Consider the following 23498-nt stretch of genomic DNA (forward strand, 5'->3'; position numbering starts at 1 on the left):
CCGGGCGCCGTCAGAGCAGGGCGGCGGCCTCCTCGACCGTGAGGCCGTCGCCCCGCGCGTACGCGGCCTCGTACGCTGTGTCGCCGAGCACCGCCCGGGCCTGCCGTTCCGCCGCCTCGCGGGTCTCGCGCTCCTGCCGCTGGGCGAGGTGGCCGGGTGGCAGCAGGGCGTCGGCGGCGCCGAGGCAGCGGGCCGCGTCCGCGGCGCGCCGTCCCCCGTCCAGAGCGGACAGGGCCCTGGCGCCGGTGATCAGGTACACCGCCCGCATGTGCGGCGCGATGGCCTCGGAGACGGGGTCGCCCGCCCGCTCCAGTGCCCTGCGGGTCCGGTCCAGACAGTCCTCGTGGCGGCCCTCCATGGCGTCCAGCCAGGCCTCCGCGCCGAGGATGAACGCGTCGAAGACGATGAAGTGGGAGATCCGGAAGTCCTCGCGCAGCCGCCGCAGTTGCTCGCGCGCCTCGGGAAAACGGCCGGTCAGTCCGAGCCGCCCCGCGAGGAACAGCCGCGCGGCGGGCATGGCCTCGCTGTGCGAGTCCTCGTGCTGGGCGATCACCTCGCGCAGCAGCCGCTCGCCGCGTTCGTCCTCGCCGGACTCCAGCAGCGCGCTGCCGAGCCGGGCGGTGAGGACGGCCGCCTGGGCCCGGGCGCCGAGCCGTTCGGCGTGGGCGATGGCGGCCTCGTAGTCGGCGGCGGCCAGGGCGTGGTGGCCCTTGCGTTCATGGGCCTCGGCTCGGGCGGACAGGGCTTCGGCGGTGCCCCAGGAGTCGCCGAGGCGGCGGTAGATCTCCAGCGACTCGTCGGCGTCGCGCCCGGCGTCACCGGCCCAGTCGGTGCGGTTGGCGAGGAAGTTGGCCCGCATCTGCAGACCGGAGGCCAGCTCCCAGTCGAAGCCGGGGGTGGCGCGGCAGGTGCGGATGGAGGCGTCCATGATGGTCCGCAGCCGGTCCATGTCGCCGGTCAGCATCACGGCGAAGAACCACAGCAGGCCGGGCAGGCGGCAGTTCTGCGGCAGGCCCGGCTCGTAGGTGGCGGCGATGGTCCGCAGCTTCTGCTGGGCGCGCGGGTTCTCCCAGGCGTCCAGTTCGGTGTCCATGCACGCCAGGTGCGCCAGGTGGATGCCGCGCCGGGCCTCCCACAGGACCTCGCCGGTCATCGGCGGCGGGGCGTCGGTGCAGCGCTGCCAGACGGGGGCGGCGGGGCGGACCGGCTCGGCGAACGGGTCCGGCCCGAGGGCCATGACCTCGCGGCACCAGTTGCGGGCCTCGATGCGCAGATCGCGCATCTGCCAGTACCAGACCAGCGACAGGGCCAGGCACAGCGCCTCCTGTTCGTCGCGCAGGGCGACGGCGTGCCGCAGGGCGGTGCGCAGGTTCTCGTACTCGCGCTCCAGCCGCCGGATGGCCCCGCTCTGCTCCGGGCCGCGCAGCAACGGGTCCGTGCGGCGCGCGAGTTCACGGAACCAGGTCAGGTGGGCCCGCTCGGCTGCGGCGCGCTGACCGGACTCGTCCAGCCGCTCGGCCGCGTACTCGGCCACGGTCTCCAGCAGCCGGTAGCGCATCTCACCGTCGGCCGGTGCGGCCACGACCAGGGAGCGGTCGACGAGTGAGCCGAGCGCTTCCAGGGCGGCCGGTCCGCACACGGCCTCGGCGGCGGGCAGGTCGCAGCCGCCCGCGAACACCGACAGCCGCCGCAGGACGTCGCGTTCGTCCTCGTCGAGGAGTTCCCAGGACCAGTCGACGACGGCCCGCAGGGTCTGCTGGCGGGGCAGGACCGTGCGGCTGCCGGAGGTGAGCAGGCGGAAGCGGTCGTCGAGCCGGTCGGCGATCTGGCGGGGGGTGAGCATCCGCAGCCGGGCGGCGGCGAGTTCGATGGCGAGCGGCAGTCCGTCCAGCCGCCGGCAGATCTCGGCGCACGCCTCGGGGTCGTCCTCGACGCGGAATCCGGGCCGGGCGGCCGCGCCCCGCTCGGCGAACAGGCGCAGGGCGACCGGCTCGGGCAGCGGCTCCACCGGGCGCAGCAACTCGCCCGCGACGCCCAGGGGTTCGCGGCTGGTGGCCAGGACGGTGAGACCGGGGCAGCGCTGGAGCAGTTCCTCGGCGAGCCGGGCGGCCGCGGCGGCGACGTGCTCGCAGTTGTCCAGGATGAGCAGCATGCCGGGGCGCGAGCAGTGCTCCGCGAGACGTTCGACGGGGTCGTCGAGCCGTTCGGCCACGGCGGCGCGGATGCCCTCGGCGCCGGCGCCGTACAGCACGGTCTCGCGGGCGCCGACGGCGGTGAGCACGGCCTCCGGCACGGCGGCCGGGTCGTCGACCGGGGCGAGTTCCGCCAGCCACACCCCGCCGGGCATGCTGCCCCGCACGGTCTCGGCGGCCTCCTGCGACAGGCGGGTCTTCCCGGCGCCGCCGGGGCCGAGCAGCGTCACCAGGCGGGCCGCCTTGAGGTCCCTGCGGAGGGTGTCGATGTCGGCCTCGCGGCCGATGAAGGAGGTCAGACGGGCCCGGAGGTTCCCGGCCGGCCTGCCCGGCCGTACGGCGGCGGGTACGGGCCCGGGATCGTCACCGGCTCGCAGCAACTCCGCGTGCAGGGACCGCAGTTCGAGGCCCGGGTCCGTGCCCAGACGGTCGGCGAGCAGCCGCCGCACCTCGTCGTAGGCGTCCAGCGCCTCCGCGGTGCGGCCCGCCTCACGCAGGGCGCGCAGCCGGAGCGCCTGGAGCGGCTCGTCCAGGGGGTGGCCGTCGCACAGGGCGGTCAGCTCCGGCAGGGCCTGCTCGGCCCGGCCCAGCGCGAGGGCGGCGGTGTGGCGGGCCCGCAGCACGTCCAGGCGGCGGGCCTCGACGCGGGCCGCCTCGGCGGTGCGCTCGGGCAGGTCGGCGAGGGCGGGGTCGCGCCACAGGGCGAGGGCGTCGTCGAGGACGGCGGCGGCCTTGGCGGGGTCGTCGTCGGCCAGGGCGCGCAGCCCCTCGCCGGCCAGCCGTTCGAAGCGGTGCAGGTCGATGTCGTCGGGCGCGGCTGTGAGGCGGTAGCCGCCCTCGGCGGAGGCCACGGCGTCGGCGCCCAGGGCCCGCCGCAGCCGGCCGACGAGCGCCTGCAGGGCGCCCGGGGCGTCGGCGGGGGGCTCGGCGCCCCACACCTCGTCGACGAGCAGGCCCACGGACACGGTCCGCCCGGCCCGGAGGGCCAGCACGGTGAGCAGCGCACGCAACCGCGCCCCGCCCACCGGGACGGCCGAGCCGTCGGTGCGGAGCGCCTGGGTGGTGCCGAGGATGCGGTAGCGCACGGGGTCCATTGTCTCCGGTGGTACGGGGGCGGGGCACGGCGGTGCCCGGCGCGGCGGCGGTTCCGCGGCCGGATGCGGGATGCCGGTCGGGTTCTTGCGTCCCGGCCCGCTCACCGGGCGCCGGACCGCACCACCCTTGCGGAACCGGCCGCCCCGCGCGAGGCGTTTTCCGTGTGCGCCCGGTAGCGTCGGGCCGTCCTACCGGGTGTTCGAGAGCAGGGAGTCCGATGACCACCGCCACCAGCCGCCACAGCGAGCGGCGGATCAGTCCCGTCTTCGTCGGGATCCTGGCCGTGACGGCGGTCACGGGATGGGCGACCTGGACCGGGTTCGCGGAGCAGCCCGGGGTCGCCGTGTTCCTGTTCGTGACGGCGGCGTGGATCGTCTCGCTGTGCCTGCACGAGTACGCGCACGCCCGCACCGCCCTGCACAGCGGCGACATCTCGATCGGCGCGAAGGGCTATCTGACCCTGAATCCGCTGAAGTACACGCACGCGCTGCTCAGCATCGTCCTGCCGGTGATCTTCGTGATCATGGGCGGGATCGGTCTGCCCGGCGGTGCCGTGTTCATCGAGCGGGGGCGGATCCACGGGCGCTGGAAGCACAGTCTGATCTCCGCGGCGGGCCCGCTGACGAACGTGCTGTTCGCCGTCGTGTGCACCGCCCCCTTCTGGCTGGGCGCGCTGGACGGCGTGCCGGTCGACTTCCGGTTCGCGCTGGCGTTCCTGGCGCTGCTCCAGGTGACGGCCGCGCTGCTGAACTTCCTGCCGGTGCCGGGCCTGGACGGCTACGGAGTGATCGAACCGTGGCTGTCGTACGGCGTCCGGCGGCAGGTGGAGCCGTTCGCGCCGTTCGGCCTGCTGTTCGTGTTCGCGCTGCTGTGGCTGCCCGCGGTGAACGGCGTCTTCTTCGACGTGGTCGACGCGATCCTGAAGTCCCTCGGGATCAGCGACTTCGAGACGTACTGCGGGCAGGAGCTGTACCGCTTCTGGCAGGGCTCGAACGAGTACTGCTCGGTGGCGCCCTGACGGGTTGCGGTGTCAGCCGGTGACGGACTTCTGCTGCCGGGAGCGCTTGACGTAGTACCAGCACATGTTGGACGACAGGCCCGCCAGCAGCACCCACACGATGCCCAGCCAGCTGCCCTCCACGAAGGAGACGACGGCCGCGGTCACGGACAGAAGGCAGACGATGAGGGCGTAGAGGGCGAGGCGGGGCATGTCGGGTGGCTCCTGTCGGGGGACACTGCGGGCACTGCGGGCGCCTTCCAGTGTCCCCCATGCGGTCATACGTCCGTGACGCGGAGCCCGGCGTGGGCCTTGTAGCGGCGGTTGACCGAGATCAGGTTCGCGACCAGGGACTCCACCTGGTGGGCGTTGCGCAGCCGCCCGGCGAAGACGCCGCGCATGCCGGGGATGCGGCCGGCCAGGGCCTGCACGATCTCCACGTCCGCCCGCTCCTCCCCGAGCACCATGACGTCCGTGTCGATCCGGTCGATCTCCGGGTCCTGCAGCAGGACGGCCGACAGGTGGTGGAAGGCGGCCGTGACACGGGAGTCCGGCAGCAGGGCGGCGGCCTGCTCGGCGGCGCTGCCCTCCTCCGGCTTGAGGGCGTAGGCGCCCTTCTTGTCGAAGCCGAGCGGGTTGACGCAGTCGACGACGAGCTTGCCGGCGAGTTCCGCGCGCAGGGACTCCAGGGTCGCGCCGTGGCCGTCCCACGGCACGGCGACGATCACGATGTCGCTGCGGCGCGCGGTCTCGGCGTTGTCCGCGCCCTCGACGCCGTGGCCGATCTCTTCGGCGGCGGCCTGCGCGCGGTCGGCGGCCCGGGAGCCGATGATCACCTTCTGCCCGGCCTGGGCGAGCCGGTTCGCGAGGCCCTTGCCCTGGGGGCCGGTCCCGCCGAGCACGCCGACGACGAGTCCGGAGACGTCGGGCAGGTCCCAGGGGTCCTTGGCGGGCGCCTTCTGCGCGGTTCCGGTGGCGGCACTGTCGGTAGAGGTCATGGCCCCGACTCTACGGCCGCGCCGCGGACACGACCGTTCCAGGTGCGGGTGCCCGGCGTCCGGCCGGCCGGGCAGGGGGACGACGTACCTCCCGACCACTCCCCCACTCGTTCGACGGCGGAACGGGCGTCCGGGGCGCGTGCCCGGGCCGGGCGAATCCGCAGGGAAGCGCGTCCACGCCGCGAAGCACCGGGGCAGGATCGCGGACATGGATGCCGTACGGGTCGCGCTGCTGCGGGAAGTGCTCGCCGGGACGGAGTGGCTGGGGGCCACCCGGCGGTTCGCCGGGGCCCTGCGGGGGTCGGTGGTGTCGCACGGCGGCGGACTGCTGCTGGTCGGCACGCCGGAGTACGAGCCCTGGCACCTGGCGGCGCACCTGGTGGACGAGGCCGCCTGGTCGGGCACGCCGGAGCTGGCCCCGACGCTGGTGCGGCACGACGCCCGCCCCTCGGACCCGGCGCACCTCGCGGTCGGTCTCGGCCGGCTGGAGGCGGCCCGGCGCGGCGAGACCCTGCTGGTGGTGACCCCGGGAGCCCCGGCCGCCGCGCTGCTGGAGCGCGTCTTCGACGCCCGCCGCGCCGGGGCGACGATCCTGGCCCTCGGTCAGGGCGGGGACGAACTGCCGTCGATGTCGCACGAGGTCCTGGCGGTCCCCGACGGGGCGGAGCTGGACCTCGACACCGTGCAGCACCTGGTCAGCGCCGCGGCGGGCGAGAACGCGCTGCCGGCTCCGCGCGGCCGGCGCCGGCTGCGGGACCGGGTGTCGAGGCTGGCGGAACACCTGACGGCACCGCCCCCGGCACGCTGGTGACGTGAAGGACGCACCGCGCGACCCGACACCACGCCCCGGCCGACACCCCCCGACGGACCGGCGCCCCCGGGAACACGACGGACGCCCGGGGCGGCGTGGGCCGCGGTCCCGGGCGTCGTGTCGTGACGGGTCAGCCGTCCTCCCGGCCGCCCGCCGGGGCGTCGTGCCACTTCGGGTCGTTCTCCCACTGGAGGTTGCGCTCGCGGGCGGTCGCCATCGCGTGTTCGGCCTCCGTACGACTCGTGTACGGGCCGAAGCGGTCCTTGTTGGGGCACTCGGGCCCCTCCTCGACCTTCTTGTGCTCCAGGCAGTAGTACCACTCGCCCGGCTTGCCGACCGTCCGCTTCTTGAACAGGGCCATGACCAGCTCCTCTCGCCACCGACATGTTCCCCCGTCGCCGCTGGTTAGACTCGCTGGCATGTCTGGCCAGTCGCTGCTCGTCCCCGGGGAGCTGTCCCCCACCCGTTCCGTGCCCGGAAACATCCGCCGCCCCGAGTACGTGGGCAAGCCCGCGCCGAAGCCGTACACCGGACCGGAGGTGCAGACGCCCGAGACGATCGAGGCGATGCGCGTCGCCGGCCGGATCGCGGCCCGGGCGATGGCGGAGGCCGCGAAGCTCATCGCCCCCGGCGTGACGACCGACGAGCTCGACAAGGTGGCGCACGCGTACATGTGCGACCACGGCGCCTATCCCTCGACGCTCGGCTACCGCGGCTTCCCCAAGTCGCTGTGCACGAGCGTGAACGAGGTCATCTGCCACGGCATCCCGGACTCGACCGTGCTGCGCGACGGCGACATCGTCAACCTGGACGTCACGGCGTACATCGGCGGGGTGCACGGCGACAACAACGCCACGTACCTGGTGGGTGACGTCGACGAGGAGTCGCGGCTGCTGGTCGAGCGGACCCGGGAGTCCCTGGAGCGGGCGATCAAGGCGGTCAGGCCCGGCCGGCAGATCAACATCATCGGCCGCGTCATCGAGTCGTACGCCAAGCGCTTCGGGTACGGGGTGGTGCGGGACTTCACCGGCCACGGCATCAACTCGTCGTTCCACTCGGGCCTGATCGTCCCGCACTACGACAGCCCGCACGCGACCACGGTCATCCAGCCCGGGATGACGTTCACGATCGAGCCGATGCTGACCCTCGGGACGCACGAGTACGACATGTGGGACGACGGCTGGACCGTCGTGACCAAGGACCGCAAGCGCACGGCGCAGTTCGAGCACACGCTGGTCGTCACGGACACCGGCGCGGAGATCCTCACGCTGCCGTAGCGCGCTCACGGACCAGGCCGCGGCCCGCTCTCCCCGGAGGGCGGGCCGTCGGCATGTGCGCAGCGGTTTTTTCCGACGCCGCGTCGGGAAGTTTACCGACAACCCGTCGGCAACCCATTGACTTAGGGTGCCCTAACCACAGAGAGTGGGCCCATGGAATCCTTCTCGACCGTGATCCGGAGCGCCTCCCGCGAGCAGCACGAGGAGGTCAGGGGGTCGGCCTTCCTCGGCGACCTGCTGGGAGGCAGGCTGGGGGTCGAGGCGTTCGCCCGCTACACCGAGCAGCTGTGGTTCGTGTACGACGCCCTGGAGTCCGCCGCCGGGCGGCTGGCCGGGGACCCGGTGGCCGGCCCCTTCGTCCGCCCGGAGCTGTTCCGCAGGGGGGCGCTGGAGCGGGACCTGGAGCACCTGCGCGGCCCCGGCTGGCGCGCGGCGGCCGAAGCACTGCCGGCGACGCGCGCGTACGCCGGGCGGATCGCCGAGTGCGCGCACACCTGGCCGGCCGGCTACGTCGCCCACCACTACATCCGCTACCTCGGCGACCTCTCGGGCGGCCAGATCATCCGCGCCGCGGCCGAGAAGACGTGGGGCTTCGCGAGCAGGGGGGACGGGGTCCGCTTCTACGTGTTCGAACAGGTCCCCAACCCGGCCGCCTTCAAGCGGGACTACTGGGAGCTGCTGGACGCGGTGCCCGCGGACGAGCTGGAGCGCCAGCGCGTCGTGGCCGAGTGCAAGCGGGCGTACGAGCTGAACAACGCGGTTTTCCGCGCCCTGGGCGAGGAGTTCCCGCTGTCGGCGTGACACGTGCGTGAACGGACCGGGGCCCCTCGCGCACGGCGAGGGGCCCCGGTCCGTTCGGAGCTCGGCCGACTCAGATGTCGAACGGGCCGTTGTGGCAGACGGCGCCGCCCCACTCGATCTCGGCGGTCTCGGCCTCGAGCTCACCGAAGTACGGGCTGCACGCCACGTGGTCGCGGTAGTCCGGGCCCTCGTCGTTGGCCGCGGCGGTCGCCGCACCCGTGGCGGTCACGGCGGCGGTCAGGGCGATGACGGCCAGAGCGGAACGAATGCGCATGGGAATCCTCTCGCGGTGGTGCTCGGTCACGCCCAGTGGTCCCCGCTCACCGCCGCCCACACACGCTGTTCCACCCGTACGGGCGCGCGCCACCCGGGTCAGCGTTCCAGAAGCACCCGGCCGCCGACCTCGGTCCAGCCGCCCGGCTGGGGGGCGGCGAGGATCTGGGACCCGGCCCCCTGGGTGATGTTGAGGGCCCGGCCCAGCCGGTCCGTGAGCAGCAGGGCCGCCGCTCCGGTCGCCTCGTCCTCGTCGATGCCGTCGCCCCGGCCGGGGAAGGCCCGGGCCCGGATCCGCCCGGCAGGCTCGTCCTCCCAGGCCCAGGCATACACCCACTCCCCGACGGGTGGCACGTCCAGATCCTCGACCTCCGCGGCGCTGCCGTACTGGCGCAGGGTGCGCGGCGGGACCCAGTCCGCCCGTGCCTCGATCCAGCAGAACTCCCCGTCCTGCCGCGCCCCGGCGACCCCGGCCGGGGTGACCAGTTCCGGCACGTCGAGCAGCCAGGCCGCGCCGACGCAGGGGTGCCCGGCGAAGGGCAGCCGTACGGTGGGCGTGTAGATGTCGATCACCCCGCGCTCGGGGTCGTCGACGAACACCGTCTCGCTGAACCCGACCTTCGCGGCGAACGCCTGCCGGTCCTCCCGCTCCGGCAGCACGGAGCCCTCGCGCACGACCGCGAGCTCGTTGCCGTATCCGCCGTTCGGCCCGCAGAAGACGCGGAGCACGTCGTAGTCAGTCACGGGGGCATTCAAGCACCGGGCGATCACCCCGGCGGTCCGGGGCGGGGACGGGGAGAACGAGCGGTTGCGCAACCCGGCGCCGCAGTCTTGACCGCTCCTTGACCGATTCGTGAGGTGGATTTGAAGACGCTTACGCGATTCTTATGCGTTAGGTGAGCCTCACCTTCCCAGACTGAGGCTCACCGCACTCATGTTTCGGCCACGCACTGGAGCCCTCATGCGATCCGCGAGACCTTCCCTCGCCCTCACCGCCGTCGCGGTGGCGGCTCTGACCGCCGTCACCGGCTGCACCGAGAAGAGCGACGCCAAGGGCGGCGACCGCGTGATCAACGTGACCGCGACCGACGACTCGTGCGAGGTGTCGAAGAAGGAGTTCCCGGCCGGGCACATCGAGCTGGCCGTCGAGAACAAGGGCTCCAAGGTCACCGAGGTCTACGTCCTCTTCCCCGACGACCGCGTGGTCACCGAACGGGAGAACATAGGCCCCGGCACCAAGCAGCGCGTCACCGCCGAGGTGAAGGCCGGCGACTACCAGATCGCCTGCAAGCCCGGCATGAAGGGCGACGGCATCCGCCAGTCCGTGAAGGCCACCGGCGGCAAGGCCGTCAAGCGCGACCCGCGCCTGGACCAGGCCGTGGCCGCGTACCGGTCCTACGTGCAGCAGCAGGCCGACGAGACCCTGCCGAAGGTGGAAGCCTTCGCCGAGGCCGTCCAGGACGGTGACCTCGACGCCGCGAGGAAGGCCTACGCCCCCTCCCGCATCGGCTGGGAGCGCACCGAGCCCGTCGCGGAGTCCTTCGGCGACATCGACCCCAAGGTCGACGTCCGCGAGGACGGGCTGGAGGACGGCCAGGACCCGGCCACCGACTGGACCGGCTGGCACCGCCTGGAGAAGGCGCTGTGGCAGGAGAAGAAGATCGGCGACCGCGAGAAGGACCTCGCCGGGCTGCTGATCAAGGACCTGAAGGACTGGCAGAACCGGGTCGGCAAGGCCGAGATCACCCCCACCTCCATGGCCAACGGCGCCAAGGAGCTCCTCGACGAGGTCGCCACCGGCAAGGTCACCGGCGAGGAGGAGCGCTACTCGCACACCGACCTGGTCGACTTCAAGGCCAACGTCGAGGGCGCGCAGAAGTCCTACGACCTGCTCAAGCCGGTCGCCAAGGAGAACGACCCGGCACTGGCCACCGAGCTGGACAAGCAGTTCGCGGCCCTGAACGCCCTGCTCGACAAGTACCGCCCCGACAGCGGCTCCTACGCGTTCACCTCCTACGACAAGGTCGGCAAGGCCGACCGCAAGGAGCTGTCGGACGCGGTCAACGCCCTGGCGGAGCCGCTGTCGAAGCTCGCCGCCGCGGTCGTGAAGTAACGGGACCCGCCATGACGGACAGCAACGCGCCCTCCCCCAGCCGCCGTTCCCTGCTCGGCTGGGGCGGCGCGGGCCTGGCGCTCGGCGCCGCCGCGGCGGGCGGCGCCGTGGCGATGGCCCGCACGGACGAGGAACCGGCGCCGCAGGCCGGCACGGCGGTCGCCTTCCACGGCCCCCACCAGGCGGGCATCGCCACCCCGGTCCAGGACCGCCTGCACTTCGCCGCGTTCGACGTGACGACGGACGACCGGGCGTCCTTCGTCCAGCTCCTCAAGGACTGGACGGAGGCGGCCCGCCGCATGACCGCCGGGCACCCGGTCGGCGAGGGCGCCTACGGCGGCCTGCCCGAGGCACCCCCGGACGACACGGGCGAGGCCCTCGGCCTGCACGCGTCCCGTCTCACCCTGACGATCGGCTTCGGTCCCTCCCTGTTCGACCGGTTCGACCTGGCGGACCGGCGGCCCGAGGCCCTGGTCGACCTGCCCAAGTTCGCGGGCGACAACCTCGACCGGGCCCGCAGCGGCGGCGACCTGTGCATCCAGGCCTGCTCCGACGACCCCCAGGTGGCGGTCCACGCGATCCGCAACCTGGCCCGCATCGGCTTCGGCAAGGTCGTCATCCGCTGGTCGCAGCTCGGCTTCGGCAAGACGTCCTCGACGACGCCCGAGGGGCACACCCCGCGCAACCTCTTCGGCTTCAAGGACGGCACGCGCAACATCGCGGGCACCGAGACGGACCGCCTGCGCGAGCACGTCTGGGTCGGCGAGAAGGACGGCCCGGCCTGGATGGCGGGCGGCAGCTACCTCGTCGCCCGCCGCATCCGCATGCACATCGAGACCTGGGACCGCACCTCCCTGCAGGAGCAGGAGGACATCTTCGGCCGCGACAAGGGCGAGGGGGCGCCGGTCGGCAAGGCCAAGGAGCGCGACGAGCCGTTCCTGAAGGCGATGAAGCCCGACGCGCACGTGCGGCTCGCGCACCCCGACGCCAACCACGGGGCGACGATCCTGCGCCGCGGCTACTCCTTCACCGACGGCACCGACGGACTGGGCCGCCTGGACGCGGGCCTGTTCTTCCTGGCCTACCAGCGCGACGTGCGCAAGGGCTTCATCCCGATCCAGCGCAACCTGGCCACGGACGCGCTCAACGAATACATCCAGCACGTGGGTTCGGCGCTGTTCGCCGTCCCGCCGGGCGTCCGCGACCGGGACGACTGGTGGGGCCGGGCGCTGTTCTCCGAGGAGGCGTAGGGCATGTTCTCCAACTACCTGATAGGCCTGCGCGAGGGTCTGGAGGCGAGCCTCGTCGTCTGCATCCTCATCGCCTACCTGGTCAAGACCGGCCGCAGGGACGCCCTGAAGCCGATCTGGGCGGGCATCGGCGTCGCCGTGGCGCTCGCGCTCGGCTTCGGCTGCGCCCTCGAATTCGGCTCCCAGGAGCTGACGTTCCAGGCGCAGGAGGCGCTCGGCGGTTCCCTGTCGATCCTCGCCGTGGGCCTGGTGACGTGGATGGTGTTCTGGATGCGGCGCACCGCCCGGCACCTGAAGTCGGAACTGCACGGCCGGCTGGACGCCGCCCTGGCGATGGGCACCGGCGCGCTGGTCGCCACCGCGTTCCTCGCGGTCGGCCGGGAGGGCCTGGAGACGGCCCTGTTCGTCTGGGCCTCGGTGCACGCCGCGAGCGACGGCACCCCCAGGCCGCTGCTGGGCGTCGCCCTCGGCCTGCTGACGGCGGTCCTGCTGGGCTGGCTGTTCTACCGGGGCGCCCTGCGCATCAACCTGGCGAAGTTCTTCACGTACACCGGCGGCATGCTGGTCGTCGTCGCGGCGGGCGTCCTGGCCTACGGCTTCCACGACCTGCAGGAGGCCGACTTCCTGCCCGGCCTCACCGACAAGGCCTTCGACATCTCCGGCACGATCCCGCCGGACAGCTGGTACGGCACCCTGCTGAAGGGCGTCTTCAACTTCCAGCCCGATCCCACCACCCTCCAGGTCGCCGCCTGGCTGCTGTACCTGATCCCGACCCTGGCCCTGTTCCTGGCACCGGCCAGGACGGCCAAGGAGCCGGTGGCGGACCGGGCGGCATGACCGGGGCGGGCCCGCGCCCGCGGCCCACCCCGGCCGCGCCGGGCCCGCGTTCAGAAGCGCGCGGTGATGCCCCTGGCCGCCAGGACCTCGAGGGAGCCGGGCATCATGTACTCCAGCGCGCTGCCCCCGGTGAAGAGCTTGAGGTTGGGCAGCAGGTCCAGGTCGTCGAGGCTACGCAGGTCGAAGAGGTCGTCCTCGCCGTCCCAGACCGGCGCGCATTCCATGAAGACCTGGTGCCCGCCGTCGAAGGTCAACTCATCGACAGTGGCGAGAAGTTCCTCCGGGATCTCCAACTGCGAGAAGTAGGCGCGCGGTTCGTCGAGCACGGTGTACTCCAGAGCGTTGTCCCGGACGTACGCGTCGAGGTCCTGAACCCCGCGAGCCCGCATGTGCTCCCTCAGACTGAACGCCGGTGTCAGCGTCTCGTCCCAGTACATGAGCTTCTCGACCACGAGCAGCTTGAAGTTGAAATCACGGAAGGCGGTCATCGTCCACGTATAGCAGTGCCCCGCCCCCGCCGAACCGCCGGAGGGCACCCGGTAGGGTTCGCCTCCGGAAAGGGGAAGGTGAAGGAACCCGATGAGCAGGGATCGCGACCCTCGAACGCTCCGCAGGCCCGCCCGGAGCGCCCTCATAGCAGCCTCGCTGACCGCTTTGTCACTGACGGCGAGCGGATGCGTCGTCGTGCACGGCGAACGGGAGGTCCTGCCGTCCACCACCCGGGCCGAAGCGGCCGAGGCGCTGCGGGAGTTCACCGCCGCGTACAACGAGGCCGACGCGGCCTACGACGCTTCCCTGGACGCCGACCGCACCACCGGAGCCCTCGCCGACATCGACGCGGCCCGGCTCGAGGCCGGCAAGGTGAACAACCCGGACGGCAACCCGAACCACACGCCGCTGAAGCTGACGGACGCGAAGTTCACGATCCCGAAGAAGGCCGGCTGGCCCCGCTGGTTCCTCGCCGACGCCGCCGGCAACAAGGGCGGATCCGCCCGCTGGCTCCTGGTGTTCACCCGCAGCAGCCTCGACGACCCCTTCCAGGTGGCGTACCTGACGCTCGTCGCCCCGGCCGCCGTCCCGCGGTTCGCACAGGACGCGGACGGCTGGGCCGAGTCCGTGCCCGTGGGGGCGAAGGACCTCGCGACGGCGCCCGGCGAGCTGAGCCGGACGTACACCACGTACCTCAAGAGCGGCGGGAAGGCGTTCACCGAGGGGCCGCACACCAGCCGGTGGCGGGCCCTGCGGGAGAAGAACGGCAAGCGGCCGGGCATGGTCACGCAGTACATCGACGAGCCGCTCGCCGGCGGCGACTACACGCCGCTGGGGCTGCGCACGGAGGACGGCGGTGCGCTGGTGTTCTTCGCCACGCGGCACTACGAGAAGCAGACGGCGCACGCGGGCACGTCGGTGCCGACGCCCAACAAGGCCGTCCAGGCGCTGACCAAGGGCGAGATCAAGCAGACCCTGACGATGGAGTTCGTCTCCAACGAGGTCGCGCTGGACCCGAAGGGCCCGGGCAAGGTGACGGTCCTGGGACGCATCCAGGGCCTGACGGCGGCACAGGGCTCCTAGAAGACGTCCCCCGGGGCATGCGACGCAGGGGTCGGCGAGGTCGGGCGCCTTAGTGCCGCAGGGGCCAGGCCGTACCGGCGGGGTCGCTCTCCTGGCCGGCGTAGCGGGTGCAGACCTCCGTGAGCACCTCCAGCAGGCTCAGCGGGTCGGGCAGCGCGTGCTCCGGGCCGCGCACCCACCGCACGGCCTGCCCCTCGCCGGGCAGCCGCGCCGGCGGGATGAGCACGTAGGAGCCGCGGCAGTGCCAGCGCAGCCCGGGGTGCTCGTCCGCCGTCTCGGGGTGGCAGTCCAGTTCGCAGGGCCACCACTCGTCCTCGTCCTCGGGCGTGCCGCGGGTGAGGGTGAAGAACAGCATGCGCCCGTCGTCGCTCTCGGCGACCGGTCCGACCTCGACGCCCTCGGCGAGCAGCCGCTCCAACGCGTCGCGACCGGCGTCGAGGGGCACGTCGAGGACGTCGTGCACCATGCCGGTCGCGGTGATGAAGTTGGCCTGCGGCTGATGGCGGGCCCAGCGCTCGATCTGGCCGCGGTCGGTGGTGGACTGCGTCTGCCAGGCGAAGGACACCGGGTGACGGGCCGGGGTGGGACACCCCACGCGGTCGCAGGAGCAGCGGTATCCGGCCGGATGCGCGGCGGGCGCCAGGGGCAGTCCCGCATCGGCGGCGGCGAGCAGCAGGTCCTCACGGCCGCCGTCCCCGGCGGCCTCCTTCGGCCGGCGCCCGGCGCGCAGCCACTGGGTGAGTTTGCCCTGCAGGCCGCTCCGGCCGCCGAACTCCGCGCTCATCTATCTCCTCGCCTCGCCGTCGTGCCGAACAGCATGCCTCATCGTCCCATCTTTGCGCGCACCGGGGGCCCAGAGCCCACATCCGGGGCAGGACGGCCGAGACGGGTACCGGTGGGACGAGGCATATGCCGCCGGGATGATCGGCACTCCTCATATGATCCGGTGTCATTGCCCGCTTTGCCAGGACATGGCGCCCTACCGTAACGCCATGGTCACTTGGATCGCGCTGACGGGTCTGGCCTCCGCGGCATCCATGGTCTCGCTGACCCTGACGGGACCCGCCGGCGCCGCCCCGGTCCCGCTGGAATGGGGCACGGGCCACCTCACGGCCGCGGCACTGCCCCGGATCACGTACGTCGCCCATCGCGGCGGCGCCCGGGAGGTACCGGAGAACAGCATGACGGGCCTGATGGCCGCCTACGCCCGGGGGACGGCGCAGGTGCTGGACTTCGACACCCGGATGCTGCGCGACGGCACACCCGTGGTGTTCCACGACGAGACGCTGAACCGCACCACCGCCCTCGGCGGCGAGGTGCGCGGCCTGGACGCCGGGGAGTGGCAGGGCGTCCGGCTGCGCCCGAGGGACCGGCTGCCGGGGAGCTGGCGCCCGGAGCGGCCGCCGACGGTCGCCGAGGTGCTGGATCGTTTCGGCGGGCGGATCGTGCTGATGCTGGAGGCGAAGGACCCGCGCAGCCTGGACCGGCTGGCCGGTCTCATCAAGGCCCGCGAACTGACCCGCTCGGTGTTCGTGAACTCCAACGACCCGGCGGTCGCACTGCGGGTGCACCGGCTCGGTCTGCTGACGCAGCTGTGGCGCTCGGCGCAGCAGTTGCGCACCGACCGGCCCGAGCGCTGGCGGTCGTTCGTGGACCTGCTGGACGTGGACCACCGGGCGCGCGACGCGGACCTGCTGCGGGCGGTGCGGTCGGGCATTCCGCGGGTGTGGGCGCACACGGTGGTGACGGACGCGCAGCGCGACCGGGTGCTCCGGCTGGGCTGCGACGGCGTCATCACGGACGCCCCGGGGCGGCTGGCCCGGGCCGCCCGGCGGGTCTCTCAGCGGGTCTCTCAGCGGGGCGCGAGGCCGTGAAGGGCGTAGTCGACGAGCGTGTCCGTGTACGCGTGGGAGATCGGGCCGGTGTGCTGGAGCCAGCGCTGGGCGAGCGGGGAGACGAAGAACTCCAGGGCGATGCGCGGGTCGATGTCGTCGCGGATCTGCCCGGCGTCCTGCGCGGCGCGCAGCCGGCCGATGTAGAGGTCGAGTGAGGGCTGCAGGAGCTTGGCCACCAGTTCCCGCCCGAGCTGCTCGTTGACGACGCCTTCGGCGGCGAGCGCCCGCGAGGGCGCCTCGAAGCGGGGGTCGCGCAGTTCGTCGACGGTGGCGCGCAGGACCGCCTTGAGGTCGGCGGCGACGTCCCCGGTGTCGGGGAAGGTGTGGGGCGCGGTCCCGGCCTCCTCGGTGGACCGCTCGGCGAGGTCGAGGAAGGCCTCCATCAGCACGTCCGCCTTGGACGGCCACCACCGGTAGATCGTCTGCTTGCCGACCCCGGCCCGGGCGGCGATGCCCTCGATGGTGGTCTTCGGGTAGCCGGCCTCGACGACGAGCGCGAGGGCGGCGTCGTAGATGGCACGACGGGACCGCTCGCTGCGGCGGGTGGAGTCGGGGGCGGGCTTGCCGGCGGCGGGGTGGCCGGGCTTGCGGGGAACGGGCTGGGTCGGGTTCTGGGCGGCCATGGCCCGAACTTATCAGTTGACAAGACGGTCCGTCTCGCCGACAGTGGAACACATCGATTGCGAGACGATACGTCTCGTTCACTGGAGCGAGAGGGGAGTCCGACATGTCCCGAGGCGGGGCCGGAAACATGCTGGGGGTCGGCGGTGCGCGCAGGAACCTCGGCCGCGAGGCCCTGCGGGGCGCGGGCAGGGCGGGCCGGGTCGGCGCTGGACGCGACGCGCAGGCCCAGAAGCGCGAACTGCTGCGCAAGCTGCAGGAGAGGCGACAGCAGCGAGGGGAGGGCGACGCCGCTACGGACCGGGCCACCGGGGATCGGACCTCGGCGGAGTAGACGCTGCGGTGTTGGACGGGCCGGGGGTGGGCCGAGCGGAGGGCGTCCCCGGCCGCCGGCCGGACCGGGCGGGACCCCTCCAGACAGCCGGATGGCTCGGGGTCAGGGAGCCGGATGGCACCAGATCAGGGAGCCGGGCAGCGCCGGGTCAGTCGGTCGGGCCGGAGGGCGAGGTGGGGGCGGCAGCGGGCCAGGGGTCGCCCCAGTCGGCGTCGCGGGCGGCCTTGTAGAGGTCGCCGTGCCGCTTGGTGACGGTGGCGCGGCGCAGGGACGGTTCCTTCTCGCACAGGTCGAGCAGCACCTGGCCCTTGCGGATCTGCGGGCGCCGGACGATGCGGGAGGGCGCCGGTGCGGCGGGGAGGCGGCTCGCGGCGACGTAGCTGAACTTCTCGTCCTCGTACGCGAGCGAACCGCCCTTGACCTGGCGGTGCAGGGAGGAACGGCTGACCCGGGCGGAGAAGTGGCACCAGTCCGTGCCGGGGACGATGGGGCAGGCGGCGCTGTGCGGGCAGGGCGCGGCGATGTGGAAACCGGCGGCGATCAGGCGGTCCCGGGCCTCGATGACACGGGCGTAACCGTCCGGGGTGCCGGGTTCGACGATCACGACGGCCCCGGCGGCGGCCGCGGCGGCGTCGACGAGGGCGGTGCGGTCGGCGGGCGTCAGCTCGTTGAGGACGTAGGAGACCGTGACGAGGTCGGTGCTCTCCAGGGTGAGCGCCGCTCCGATCCGGGAGCGCTGCCAGTGTGCGTTCCGCAGGGCGGGGTTGGCCCCCGCGATCTCCCGCCCGAGGGCGAGGGCGGGCTCGGCCCAGTCGAGCACGGTGACGGGCCGCTCCCCGTCCCAGGTCGCGCTCACCGCCCACGCGGCGGCCCCGGTCCCGCCGCCGACGTCGGTGTGCCCGCCCGGCGCCCAGGAGGGCACGGCCTGCGCGAACGCCTCCAGCGCGGAGCGCACCGCTTCGAAGGTCGCGGGCATCCGGTAGGCGGCGTAGGCGGCGACGTCGGCCCGGTCGCGGAGGATGGGGGCGTCGGTCGGGGTGGCCCCGCGGTAGTTGGCGATCAGCCGCTCCACGGCCTGCGCGGCCTGCCGGGGCGGAAGACCGTCGAGCAGGCCGGCAAGGGCGGCGCGGAGATTCTCGGCCGGGAGTACGGGGACGTTCACCCGGCGATTCTACGAGGCGCGGCGGGGGGCCGGAGCGGCACTCCACAGCGGGACCAGCACCGGTCGGCGGATCACCGTACCGCCCGGGCCAGCCTCGATCCCGCCGCCGCCCGGGGCGCGCTGTCCGGGCGGCGCCTGCGGGGGTGGACCGCGTTGGTGAGAAGGATCAGGAACGTGTCGGTCGCCCGGTCCAGGACGAGGGACGTGCCCGTGAAGCCCGTGTGCCCGGCCGCCCCGCGCCCGGCCAGATCGCCCATGAACCACGGCTGGTCGAGCGAGAAACCCAGCCCCGGCGGGGTGAAGAGGAGGTCGACGAAGTCGGGGCCGAGGATGCGGGCGGGACCGTAGGAACCCCCGGCGAGCAGGGTGCGGCAGAACACCGCCAGGTCCCGGCCGGTGGAGAACAGGCCGGCGTGGCCCGCCACTCCCCCGAGCGCCCAGGCGTTCTCGTCGTGCACCTCGCCCCGCACCATGCCCCGGTCCGCCTTGGCCCAGGGGCGCCGCTGGTCCTCCGTCGCCGCCGCGCCCGGGCACGGCCCGAAACCCGTCGCGGTCATGCCCAGCGGCCGGGTGATGCCGTCGCGGACGAGGACGTCCAGCGTGCGGCCGGTGAGGCGTTCCAGGAGGTGCTGCAGGAGCAGCATGTTCAGGTCGGAGTAGCAGTAGGTGCCGGGCGCGCCGACCGGCGCCTCGGCCTGGAGCAGGGCGAGCCGCTGCCCGTCGTCGGCGCAGTCGTACAGCGGGAGTTCGGGCCGCAGCCCGGACGTGTGGGTGAGCAACTGCCGGACGGTGATGCCGTGCCGGGCCGCCGCGGTGAAGTCGGGCAGGTACGCCCCGGCCTTCGCGTCGATGCCCAGAGTGCCGCGCTCGATCTGCTGCACGGCGGCCACGGAGGTGAACAGCTTGGTCAGGGAGGCAAGGTCGAAGGGCGTGCCGACGGTCATGGGGACCCGTTCCCCGGGCGGCAGTTCCACACCGGCGTCGGTGGCCGGGTCGTAGGCGGCGTAGCGGACGGCCCAGCCCGCCGCCTCCTCGACGGCGATCACGGCGCCGCGTCCGACGACCAGGACCGCGCCCGGCGCCCAGGGACGCTGCCCCGTGGTGAGGACGTTGATCTCCCGGACGAGGTGACGCAGCTCCGCGGGGTCGAGTCCGGCGCGTTCCGGCGTGCCGTCGCGCAGTCTCGGTGCGCTCAGCTCTCCGCCCCCTCCGCCGGTGCCGCTGCCGCCGCGCTCGCGCGCCGGCCTCCCGTCTTCCAGGGTCGGCACATTCCCATGAAGCAGGCCAGCGCCACCAGGGCGGAGGCCAGTTGGACGACGGCCATCGGGACGGCGGTGTCCTCGCCGGCGACACCGACGAGCGGGGAGGCGATCGCGCCGACGAGGAACGAGGCCGTGCCGAGCAGGGCGGACGCCGAGCCGGCGGCGTGCCTGGTGCGCATCAGGGCGAGCGCCTGGGTGTTGGGCATGGTGATGCCCATGGCGGACATCAGCACGAACAGCGCGACGGCGACGGGCGCGAGGCCGACCTCGCCGAACACCCCCAGGGACATCAGCAGCAGCGCGCCGGCCGCGGTGATGACGACGGCGAGGCCGATGCCCAGCACCCGGTCCAGGCTGACCCGGCCGACCAGGATCTTGCCGTTGATCTGGCCGACGATGACCAGTCCGACCGAGTTGACGCCGAACAGCAGGCTGAAGGTCTGCGGGGAGGCGCCGTAGATCTCCTGGACGACGAAGGGGGACGCGGAGATGTAGGCGAAGAGGGCGGCGAAGGCGAAGCCGCCGGTGAGCATGTAGCCGGTGAAGGCGCGGTCGGCGAGCAGGCCCCGCATGGCGTGCAGGGCCTCGCCGACGCCGCCGCTGTGCCGTCGGCCGGGCTCCAGGGTCTCCGGCAGCCGCGTCCAGACCAGGACCCCGATCAGCACGCCGATGACGGTGAGGACCACGAACACGCCGCGCCAGTTCGTGACGCGCAGGACCTGACCGCCGATCAGCGGCGCCACGATCGGGGCGACGCCGGAGATGAGCATGAGGGTGGAGAAGAAGCGGGCCATGGCCATGCCGTCGTAGAGGTCGCGGACGACGGCGCGGGCGATGACGATCGCGGCGGCGCCCGCGAGGCCCTGGGCGAGCCGGAAGGCGACCAGGGTCTCGACGGTGGGCGCGAGCGCGCACAGGACGGTGGCGACGACGAAGACCGCGAGCCCGGCGAGCAGCGGCCGGCGGCGTCCCCACCGGTCGCTCATCGGCCCCACGACGAGCTGCCCGAGCGCCATGCCGGCGAGGCAGGCGGTGAGGGTGAGCTGGACGGTCGCGGCGGGCGCGTGCAGGGAGCGGGTGACCTCCGGCAGGGACGGGAGGTACATGTCCATGGCCAGAGGCGGTACGGCGGTCAGGCTTCCGAGGAGGAAGGTGACCAGGAGCCCGGTGCGGCGGTGCGGTGCGCGGTCGGGCCGCTCCGTCCCGGCTGCGGCCTCCTGCGCGGTCTTGGATATGGACGCCCCACCCTCGGGCATGAGTCCCTCCCTCGATACGTCGATCGCCACCTATGCTCTCAGCTCGTACGCAGTGCTCGGGGTCACGAGGTGGAGGCGGGGCGGTATGACGGCGGACACGGTGCGGTGGGGGATCCTGGCGACCGGGGGGATCGCGGCGGCGTTCACCGCGGATCTGATCGACCTGCCGGACGCCGAGGTCGTGGCGGTGGCGTCGCGGTCGCCGGAGCCGGCGAAGGCGTTCGCGGAGCGGTTCGGGATACCCCGGGCCTACGGCGACTGGAACGCGCTCGCCCAGGACGAGGACATCGATGTCGTCTACGTCGCCACCCCGCACACCGCGCACCGGGCCGCGGCCGGTCTGTGCCTGTCGGCCGGGCGGCACGTGCTGTGCGAGAAGCCGTTCACGCTGAACCTGCGCGAGGCGGAGGAACTCGTCGCGCTGGCACGGGAACACGGGCGCTTCCTGATGGAGGCGATGTGGATGTACTGCAATCCGCTCGTGCGGCGGATGAAGGCGCTGGTCGACGACGGGGCGATCGGCGAGGTGCGCAGTGTGCAGGCCGACTTCGGGCTGGCGGGCCCCTTCCCGCCCTCGCACCGGCTGCGCAGCCCGGAGCTGGGCGGGGGCGCGCTGCTCGATCTGGGCGTGTACCCGGTGTCGTTCGCGCAGTTGCTGCTCGGTGAGCCGTCGGACGTCGCGGCGCGGGCGATGCTCTCGGAGGAGGGCGTCGACCTCCAGACGGCGGCGGTGCTCTCCTGGGAGAGCGGCGCTCTGGCCTCGGTGCACTGCTCCATCGTGGGCGGTACGCCCAACTCCGCCTCGATCACCGGCTCCCGGGGCCGCATCGACATCCCGCACGGGTTCTTCTTCCCGGAGCGGTTCGTGCTGCACCGGGACGGCCGGGACGCCGAGGAGTTCACGGCCGACCCGCTGGACGGCCCGCGCAACACCATGCGCCACGAGGCGCTGGAGGTCATGCGGGCCCTGCGCGCCGGCGAGACGGAGTCCCCGCTGGTCCCGCTCGACGGCACGCTCGCGGTGATGCGGACGCTCGACACGATCCGCGACCGCGTCGGCGTCCGCTACCCCGGTGAGACCCCGGCGGGGGAAGCGGCACCGGACCTCACGCCGGCTTGAGCCCCTGCTCCCCCACCTCCGTGACGAACGACGCGGCCGTCGTGACCGGCGCCCCCTGCCTGGTCACGTACGGCACGGTCTTGAAGTCGGCGCGCGCGGAGCGCTGCCCGAGGGTGACGGTGGCGTAGCCGCGCCGTCCGTTGAAGAACTTCAGGTGCGGGTTGGCGGACATGTAGGTGTCCCAGGTGGCGGGCTTGTCGGCGCCGTCCCGGCCGCTGGAGACCGACGTCGTCACGATCTCGGTGCCGAGCGTGGCGGAGGCCGGGTCGTCGAAGTCGTCCTTGATGTCGAAGGCGTAGGCGGAGTGCACGTCGCCGCTGAGCACCATCAGGTTCTCGACTCCGGCGGCCTTCGCCCCGTCGAGCACGCGGCGGCGGGAGGCGCTGTAGCCGTCCCAGGCGTCCATCGACACCCGTGCGGGGCGGGTGACGTCCATGTTCCGCCGGGCGAACAGGACTTGCTGCGGTACGACGTTCCACAGCGCCCGTGAGGAGCGCCAGCCGTCGAGCAGCCACCGCTCCTGCGTGGCGCCGGTCATGGTGCGTGCGGGATCGTCGGACTCGGGGCCGGGGACGTGCGCGGTGTCGCCGTAGGCCTGGTCGGAGCGGTACTGGCGGGTGTCGAGGACGTCGAACTGGGCGAGCCGGCCCCAGGTCAGGCGGCGGTAGAGCCGCATGTCGGGTCCGGAGGGGCGCTGGGGCCGCCGCAGCGGCTGGTTCTCCCAGTAGGCGCGGTAGGCGGAGGCGCGGCGCAGCAGGAACTCCTCCGGCGGGACGCCGTTCTCCGGGGTGTCGTCGGCGTAGTTGTTCTCGGTCTCGTGGTCGTCCCAGGTGACGACGAACGGGTGGGCGGCGTGGGCGGCGCTCAGGTCCGGGTCGGACTTGTAGAGGGCGTAGCGCAGCCGGTAGTCCTCCAGCGTCAGCGTCTCGCGGTTGAACAGGCCGGGCAGGGTGCGGTCGGTGTACTTGCGCTGCCCGCCCGTCGCGTCGACGGCGTACTCGTAGAGGTAGTCGCCGAGGTGGAGGACGAGGTCGACGTCCTCGGCGGCGAGATGGGCGTACGGGGTGTAGTAGCCGTCGTGGTAGGCCTGACAGGAGACGGCGGCCAGGGTGAGGGACGGGACGCGGCTGCCGGGCGCGGGGGCGGTGCGGGTGCGGCCGGCCGGGCTGGTCCAACGGCCCGTGCGGAAGCGGTAGTGGTAGACCCGGCCGGGGGCGAGGTGGTCCACCTCGACATGGACGGTGTGGTGGAACTCGGGGTGGGCGGTGGCGGTGCCGCGCCGGACGATGCGGCGGAAGCGCTCGTCGTGGGCCAGTTCCCAGTGCACGGTGACGCGTTCGGCGGGCAGGCCGCTGTCGGCCTGGAAGGGGACGGGCGCGAGGCGGGTCCAGAGGATCACGGAACCGGGCTGCGGGTCGCCGGAGGCGACGCCCAGCGTGAAGGGGTCGGCGGTGATCCGCGCGGCGTCGAGTTCGGCGGCGGCCGCGACCCCGGAGGCGGGCACGTTGGTCGCGAAGGCCAGCGCGGCGGCGGCGCCGGTGGTGGTGAGGAAGCGGCGGCGGCCGATGTGGCGGGCGGCGGCGCGGAGTTCGGGTGCGTGATGCGACGGGTGTGCTACGGGTGTCATCCGGT

The 23498-nt window shown here is 73.3% G+C and carries 24 protein-coding genes; 11 read left to right on the forward strand and 13 right to left on the reverse strand.

All coding sequences use genetic code 11. From position 1 onward, the window contains the following. Positions 1-10: 10 nt before the first annotated feature. A complete protein-coding gene (locus ACZ4M5_RS04525; RefSeq protein WP_467733033.1) occupies positions 11-3286 on the reverse strand; it encodes an AfsR/SARP family transcriptional regulator in 3276 nt (1091 codons plus the stop codon). A gap of 218 nt (positions 3287-3504) precedes the next feature. Between ACZ4M5_RS04525 and ACZ4M5_RS04530 the strand changes: the two genes are divergently transcribed. Further along, the gene (locus tag ACZ4M5_RS04530) at positions 3505-4305 is read left to right on the forward strand and encodes a site-2 protease family protein (RefSeq protein ID WP_467733035.1); all 801 of its coding nucleotides are present in this window, start codon (positions 3505-3507) and stop codon (positions 4303-4305) included. Between the two features lie 12 nt (positions 4306-4317). On the opposite strand, the gene ACZ4M5_RS04535 is transcribed toward ACZ4M5_RS04530, so the two are convergent. Further along, complete coding sequence (locus ACZ4M5_RS04535; RefSeq protein WP_467733037.1) at positions 4318-4497, reverse strand: hypothetical protein; 180 nt, start codon at positions 4495-4497, stop codon at positions 4318-4320. Between the two features lie 65 nt (positions 4498-4562). Next, positions 4563-5282 carry an NADPH-dependent F420 reductase gene (npdG, locus tag ACZ4M5_RS04540; protein WP_467733039.1) on the reverse strand — a complete coding sequence of 240 codons (720 nt, stop codon included), beginning with the start codon at positions 5280-5282 and terminating at the stop codon, positions 4563-4565. 208 nt (positions 5283-5490) lie between these two features. Between npdG and ACZ4M5_RS04545 the strand changes: the two genes are divergently transcribed. Next, positions 5491-6093, forward strand: coding sequence for a hypothetical protein (locus ACZ4M5_RS04545; protein ID WP_369197327.1), 603 nt, complete (start codon positions 5491-5493; stop codon positions 6091-6093). Between the two features lie 130 nt (positions 6094-6223). Here ACZ4M5_RS04545 and ACZ4M5_RS04550 read toward each other — a convergent pair whose 3' ends face one another. After that, entirely contained in the window at positions 6224-6454 is a 231-nt protein-coding gene (locus tag ACZ4M5_RS04550; RefSeq protein WP_398111289.1) for a hypothetical protein, read from the reverse strand. A gap of 58 nt (positions 6455-6512) precedes the next feature. Between ACZ4M5_RS04550 and map the strand changes: the two genes are divergently transcribed. Continuing rightward, on the forward strand, positions 6513-7370 hold the full coding sequence (gene map, locus ACZ4M5_RS04555) for a type I methionyl aminopeptidase (protein WP_467733042.1): 858 nt from the start codon (positions 6513-6515) through the stop codon (positions 7368-7370). Between the two features lie 153 nt (positions 7371-7523). Then, positions 7524-8171: a biliverdin-producing heme oxygenase gene (locus ACZ4M5_RS04560; RefSeq protein ID WP_467733044.1), complete on the forward strand. Its 648-nt coding sequence runs from the start codon at positions 7524-7526 to the stop codon at positions 8169-8171. 70 nt (positions 8172-8241) lie between these two features. Here the strand turns inward: ACZ4M5_RS04560 and ACZ4M5_RS04565 are convergent, their stop codons facing one another. Both ACZ4M5_RS04565 and ACZ4M5_RS04570 read right to left on the reverse strand, forming a co-directional pair. Then, on the reverse strand, positions 8242-8445 hold the full coding sequence (locus ACZ4M5_RS04565) for a hypothetical protein (RefSeq protein WP_467733046.1): 204 nt from the start codon (positions 8443-8445) through the stop codon (positions 8242-8244). Between the two features lie 98 nt (positions 8446-8543). Next, the gene (locus tag ACZ4M5_RS04570) at positions 8544-9188 is read right to left on the reverse strand and encodes a PhzF family phenazine biosynthesis protein (RefSeq protein ID WP_467733048.1); all 645 of its coding nucleotides are present in this window, start codon (positions 9186-9188) and stop codon (positions 8544-8546) included. A gap of 217 nt (positions 9189-9405) precedes the next feature. Here ACZ4M5_RS04570 and efeO point away from each other — a divergent pair, with 217 nt between their 5' ends. From efeO to efeU, 3 genes are read left to right on the forward strand one after another with little or no spacing between them, the layout of a single operon-like run. Next, positions 9406-10557, forward strand: a complete 1152-nt coding sequence (gene efeO / locus ACZ4M5_RS04575; RefSeq protein WP_467733050.1) for an iron uptake system protein EfeO — start codon at positions 9406-9408, stop codon at positions 10555-10557. A gap of 11 nt (positions 10558-10568) precedes the next feature. Continuing rightward, positions 10569-11807 (forward strand): iron uptake transporter deferrochelatase/peroxidase subunit, encoded by a 1239-nt coding sequence (gene efeB, locus ACZ4M5_RS04580; protein ID WP_467733052.1) that lies wholly within the window; start codon positions 10569-10571, stop codon positions 11805-11807. A 3-nt stretch (positions 11808-11810) separates the two neighbouring features. Beyond that, complete coding sequence (gene efeU / locus ACZ4M5_RS04585) at positions 11811-12644, forward strand: iron uptake transporter permease EfeU (RefSeq protein WP_467733054.1); 834 nt, start codon at positions 11811-11813, stop codon at positions 12642-12644. Between the two features lie 50 nt (positions 12645-12694). Here the strand turns inward: efeU and ACZ4M5_RS04590 are convergent, their stop codons facing one another. Next, positions 12695-13132 carry a DUF6892 domain-containing protein gene (locus ACZ4M5_RS04590; RefSeq protein ID WP_467733056.1) on the reverse strand — a complete coding sequence of 146 codons (438 nt, stop codon included), beginning with the start codon at positions 13130-13132 and terminating at the stop codon, positions 12695-12697. Positions 13133-13223: 91 nt separating this feature from the next. Here ACZ4M5_RS04590 and ACZ4M5_RS04595 point away from each other — a divergent pair, with 91 nt between their 5' ends. Next, positions 13224-14216, forward strand: a complete 993-nt coding sequence (locus ACZ4M5_RS04595; protein ID WP_467733058.1) for an SCO2278 family lipoprotein — start codon at positions 13224-13226, stop codon at positions 14214-14216. A 49-nt stretch (positions 14217-14265) separates the two neighbouring features. Here ACZ4M5_RS04595 and ACZ4M5_RS04600 read toward each other — a convergent pair whose 3' ends face one another. Continuing rightward, positions 14266-15000 carry a bifunctional DNA primase/polymerase gene (locus ACZ4M5_RS04600; RefSeq protein ID WP_467733060.1) on the reverse strand — a complete coding sequence of 245 codons (735 nt, stop codon included), beginning with the start codon at positions 14998-15000 and terminating at the stop codon, positions 14266-14268. Between the two features lie 208 nt (positions 15001-15208). On the opposite strand from ACZ4M5_RS04600, the gene ACZ4M5_RS04605 reads away from it, so the two are divergent. Then, positions 15209-16090 carry a glycerophosphodiester phosphodiesterase gene (locus tag ACZ4M5_RS04605; protein WP_467733062.1) on the forward strand — a complete coding sequence of 294 codons (882 nt, stop codon included), beginning with the start codon at positions 15209-15211 and terminating at the stop codon, positions 16088-16090. Here ACZ4M5_RS04605 and ACZ4M5_RS04610 read toward each other — a convergent pair. Beyond that, complete coding sequence (locus tag ACZ4M5_RS04610) at positions 16069-16734, reverse strand: TetR/AcrR family transcriptional regulator (RefSeq protein ID WP_467733064.1); 666 nt, start codon at positions 16732-16734, stop codon at positions 16069-16071. The genes ACZ4M5_RS04605 and ACZ4M5_RS04610 overlap by 22 nt on opposite strands. A 104-nt stretch (positions 16735-16838) precedes the next feature. On the opposite strand from ACZ4M5_RS04610, the gene ACZ4M5_RS04615 reads away from it, so the two are divergent. Continuing rightward, positions 16839-17066, forward strand: a complete 228-nt coding sequence (locus ACZ4M5_RS04615) for a DUF6243 family protein (protein ID WP_467733066.1) — start codon at positions 16839-16841, stop codon at positions 17064-17066. 148 nt (positions 17067-17214) lie between these two features. Here the strand turns inward: ACZ4M5_RS04615 and ACZ4M5_RS04620 are convergent, their stop codons facing one another. The 3 genes from ACZ4M5_RS04620 to ACZ4M5_RS04630 all read right to left on the reverse strand — a co-directional run bounded on the left by ACZ4M5_RS04620 (position 17215) and on the right by ACZ4M5_RS04630 (position 20746). After that, entirely contained in the window at positions 17215-18228 is a 1014-nt protein-coding gene (locus tag ACZ4M5_RS04620; protein ID WP_467733068.1) for a small ribosomal subunit Rsm22 family protein, read from the reverse strand. Positions 18229-18299: 71 nt separating this feature from the next. Next, a complete protein-coding gene (locus tag ACZ4M5_RS04625) occupies positions 18300-19496 on the reverse strand; it encodes a serine hydrolase domain-containing protein (RefSeq protein WP_467733070.1) in 1197 nt (398 codons plus the stop codon). Further along, positions 19421-20746: a multidrug effflux MFS transporter gene (locus tag ACZ4M5_RS04630; protein ID WP_467733072.1), complete on the reverse strand. Its 1326-nt coding sequence runs from the start codon at positions 20744-20746 to the stop codon at positions 19421-19423. The genes ACZ4M5_RS04625 and ACZ4M5_RS04630 overlap by 76 nt, the downstream gene beginning before the upstream one ends. An 85-nt stretch (positions 20747-20831) precedes the next feature. Here ACZ4M5_RS04630 and ACZ4M5_RS04635 point away from each other — a divergent pair, with 85 nt between their 5' ends. Next, positions 20832-21866, forward strand: a complete 1035-nt coding sequence (locus ACZ4M5_RS04635; protein WP_467733074.1) for a Gfo/Idh/MocA family protein — start codon at positions 20832-20834, stop codon at positions 21864-21866. Here the strand turns inward: ACZ4M5_RS04635 and ACZ4M5_RS04640 are convergent. Further along, positions 21853-23493: an alkaline phosphatase D family protein gene (locus ACZ4M5_RS04640; protein ID WP_467733076.1), complete on the reverse strand. Its 1641-nt coding sequence runs from the start codon at positions 23491-23493 to the stop codon at positions 21853-21855. The two genes, ACZ4M5_RS04635 and ACZ4M5_RS04640, sit on opposite strands and share 14 nt — an antisense overlap. Positions 23494-23498 lie beyond the last annotated feature (5 nt).

It is taken from the genome of Streptomyces sp. NPDC026246 (assembly GCF_055567995.1).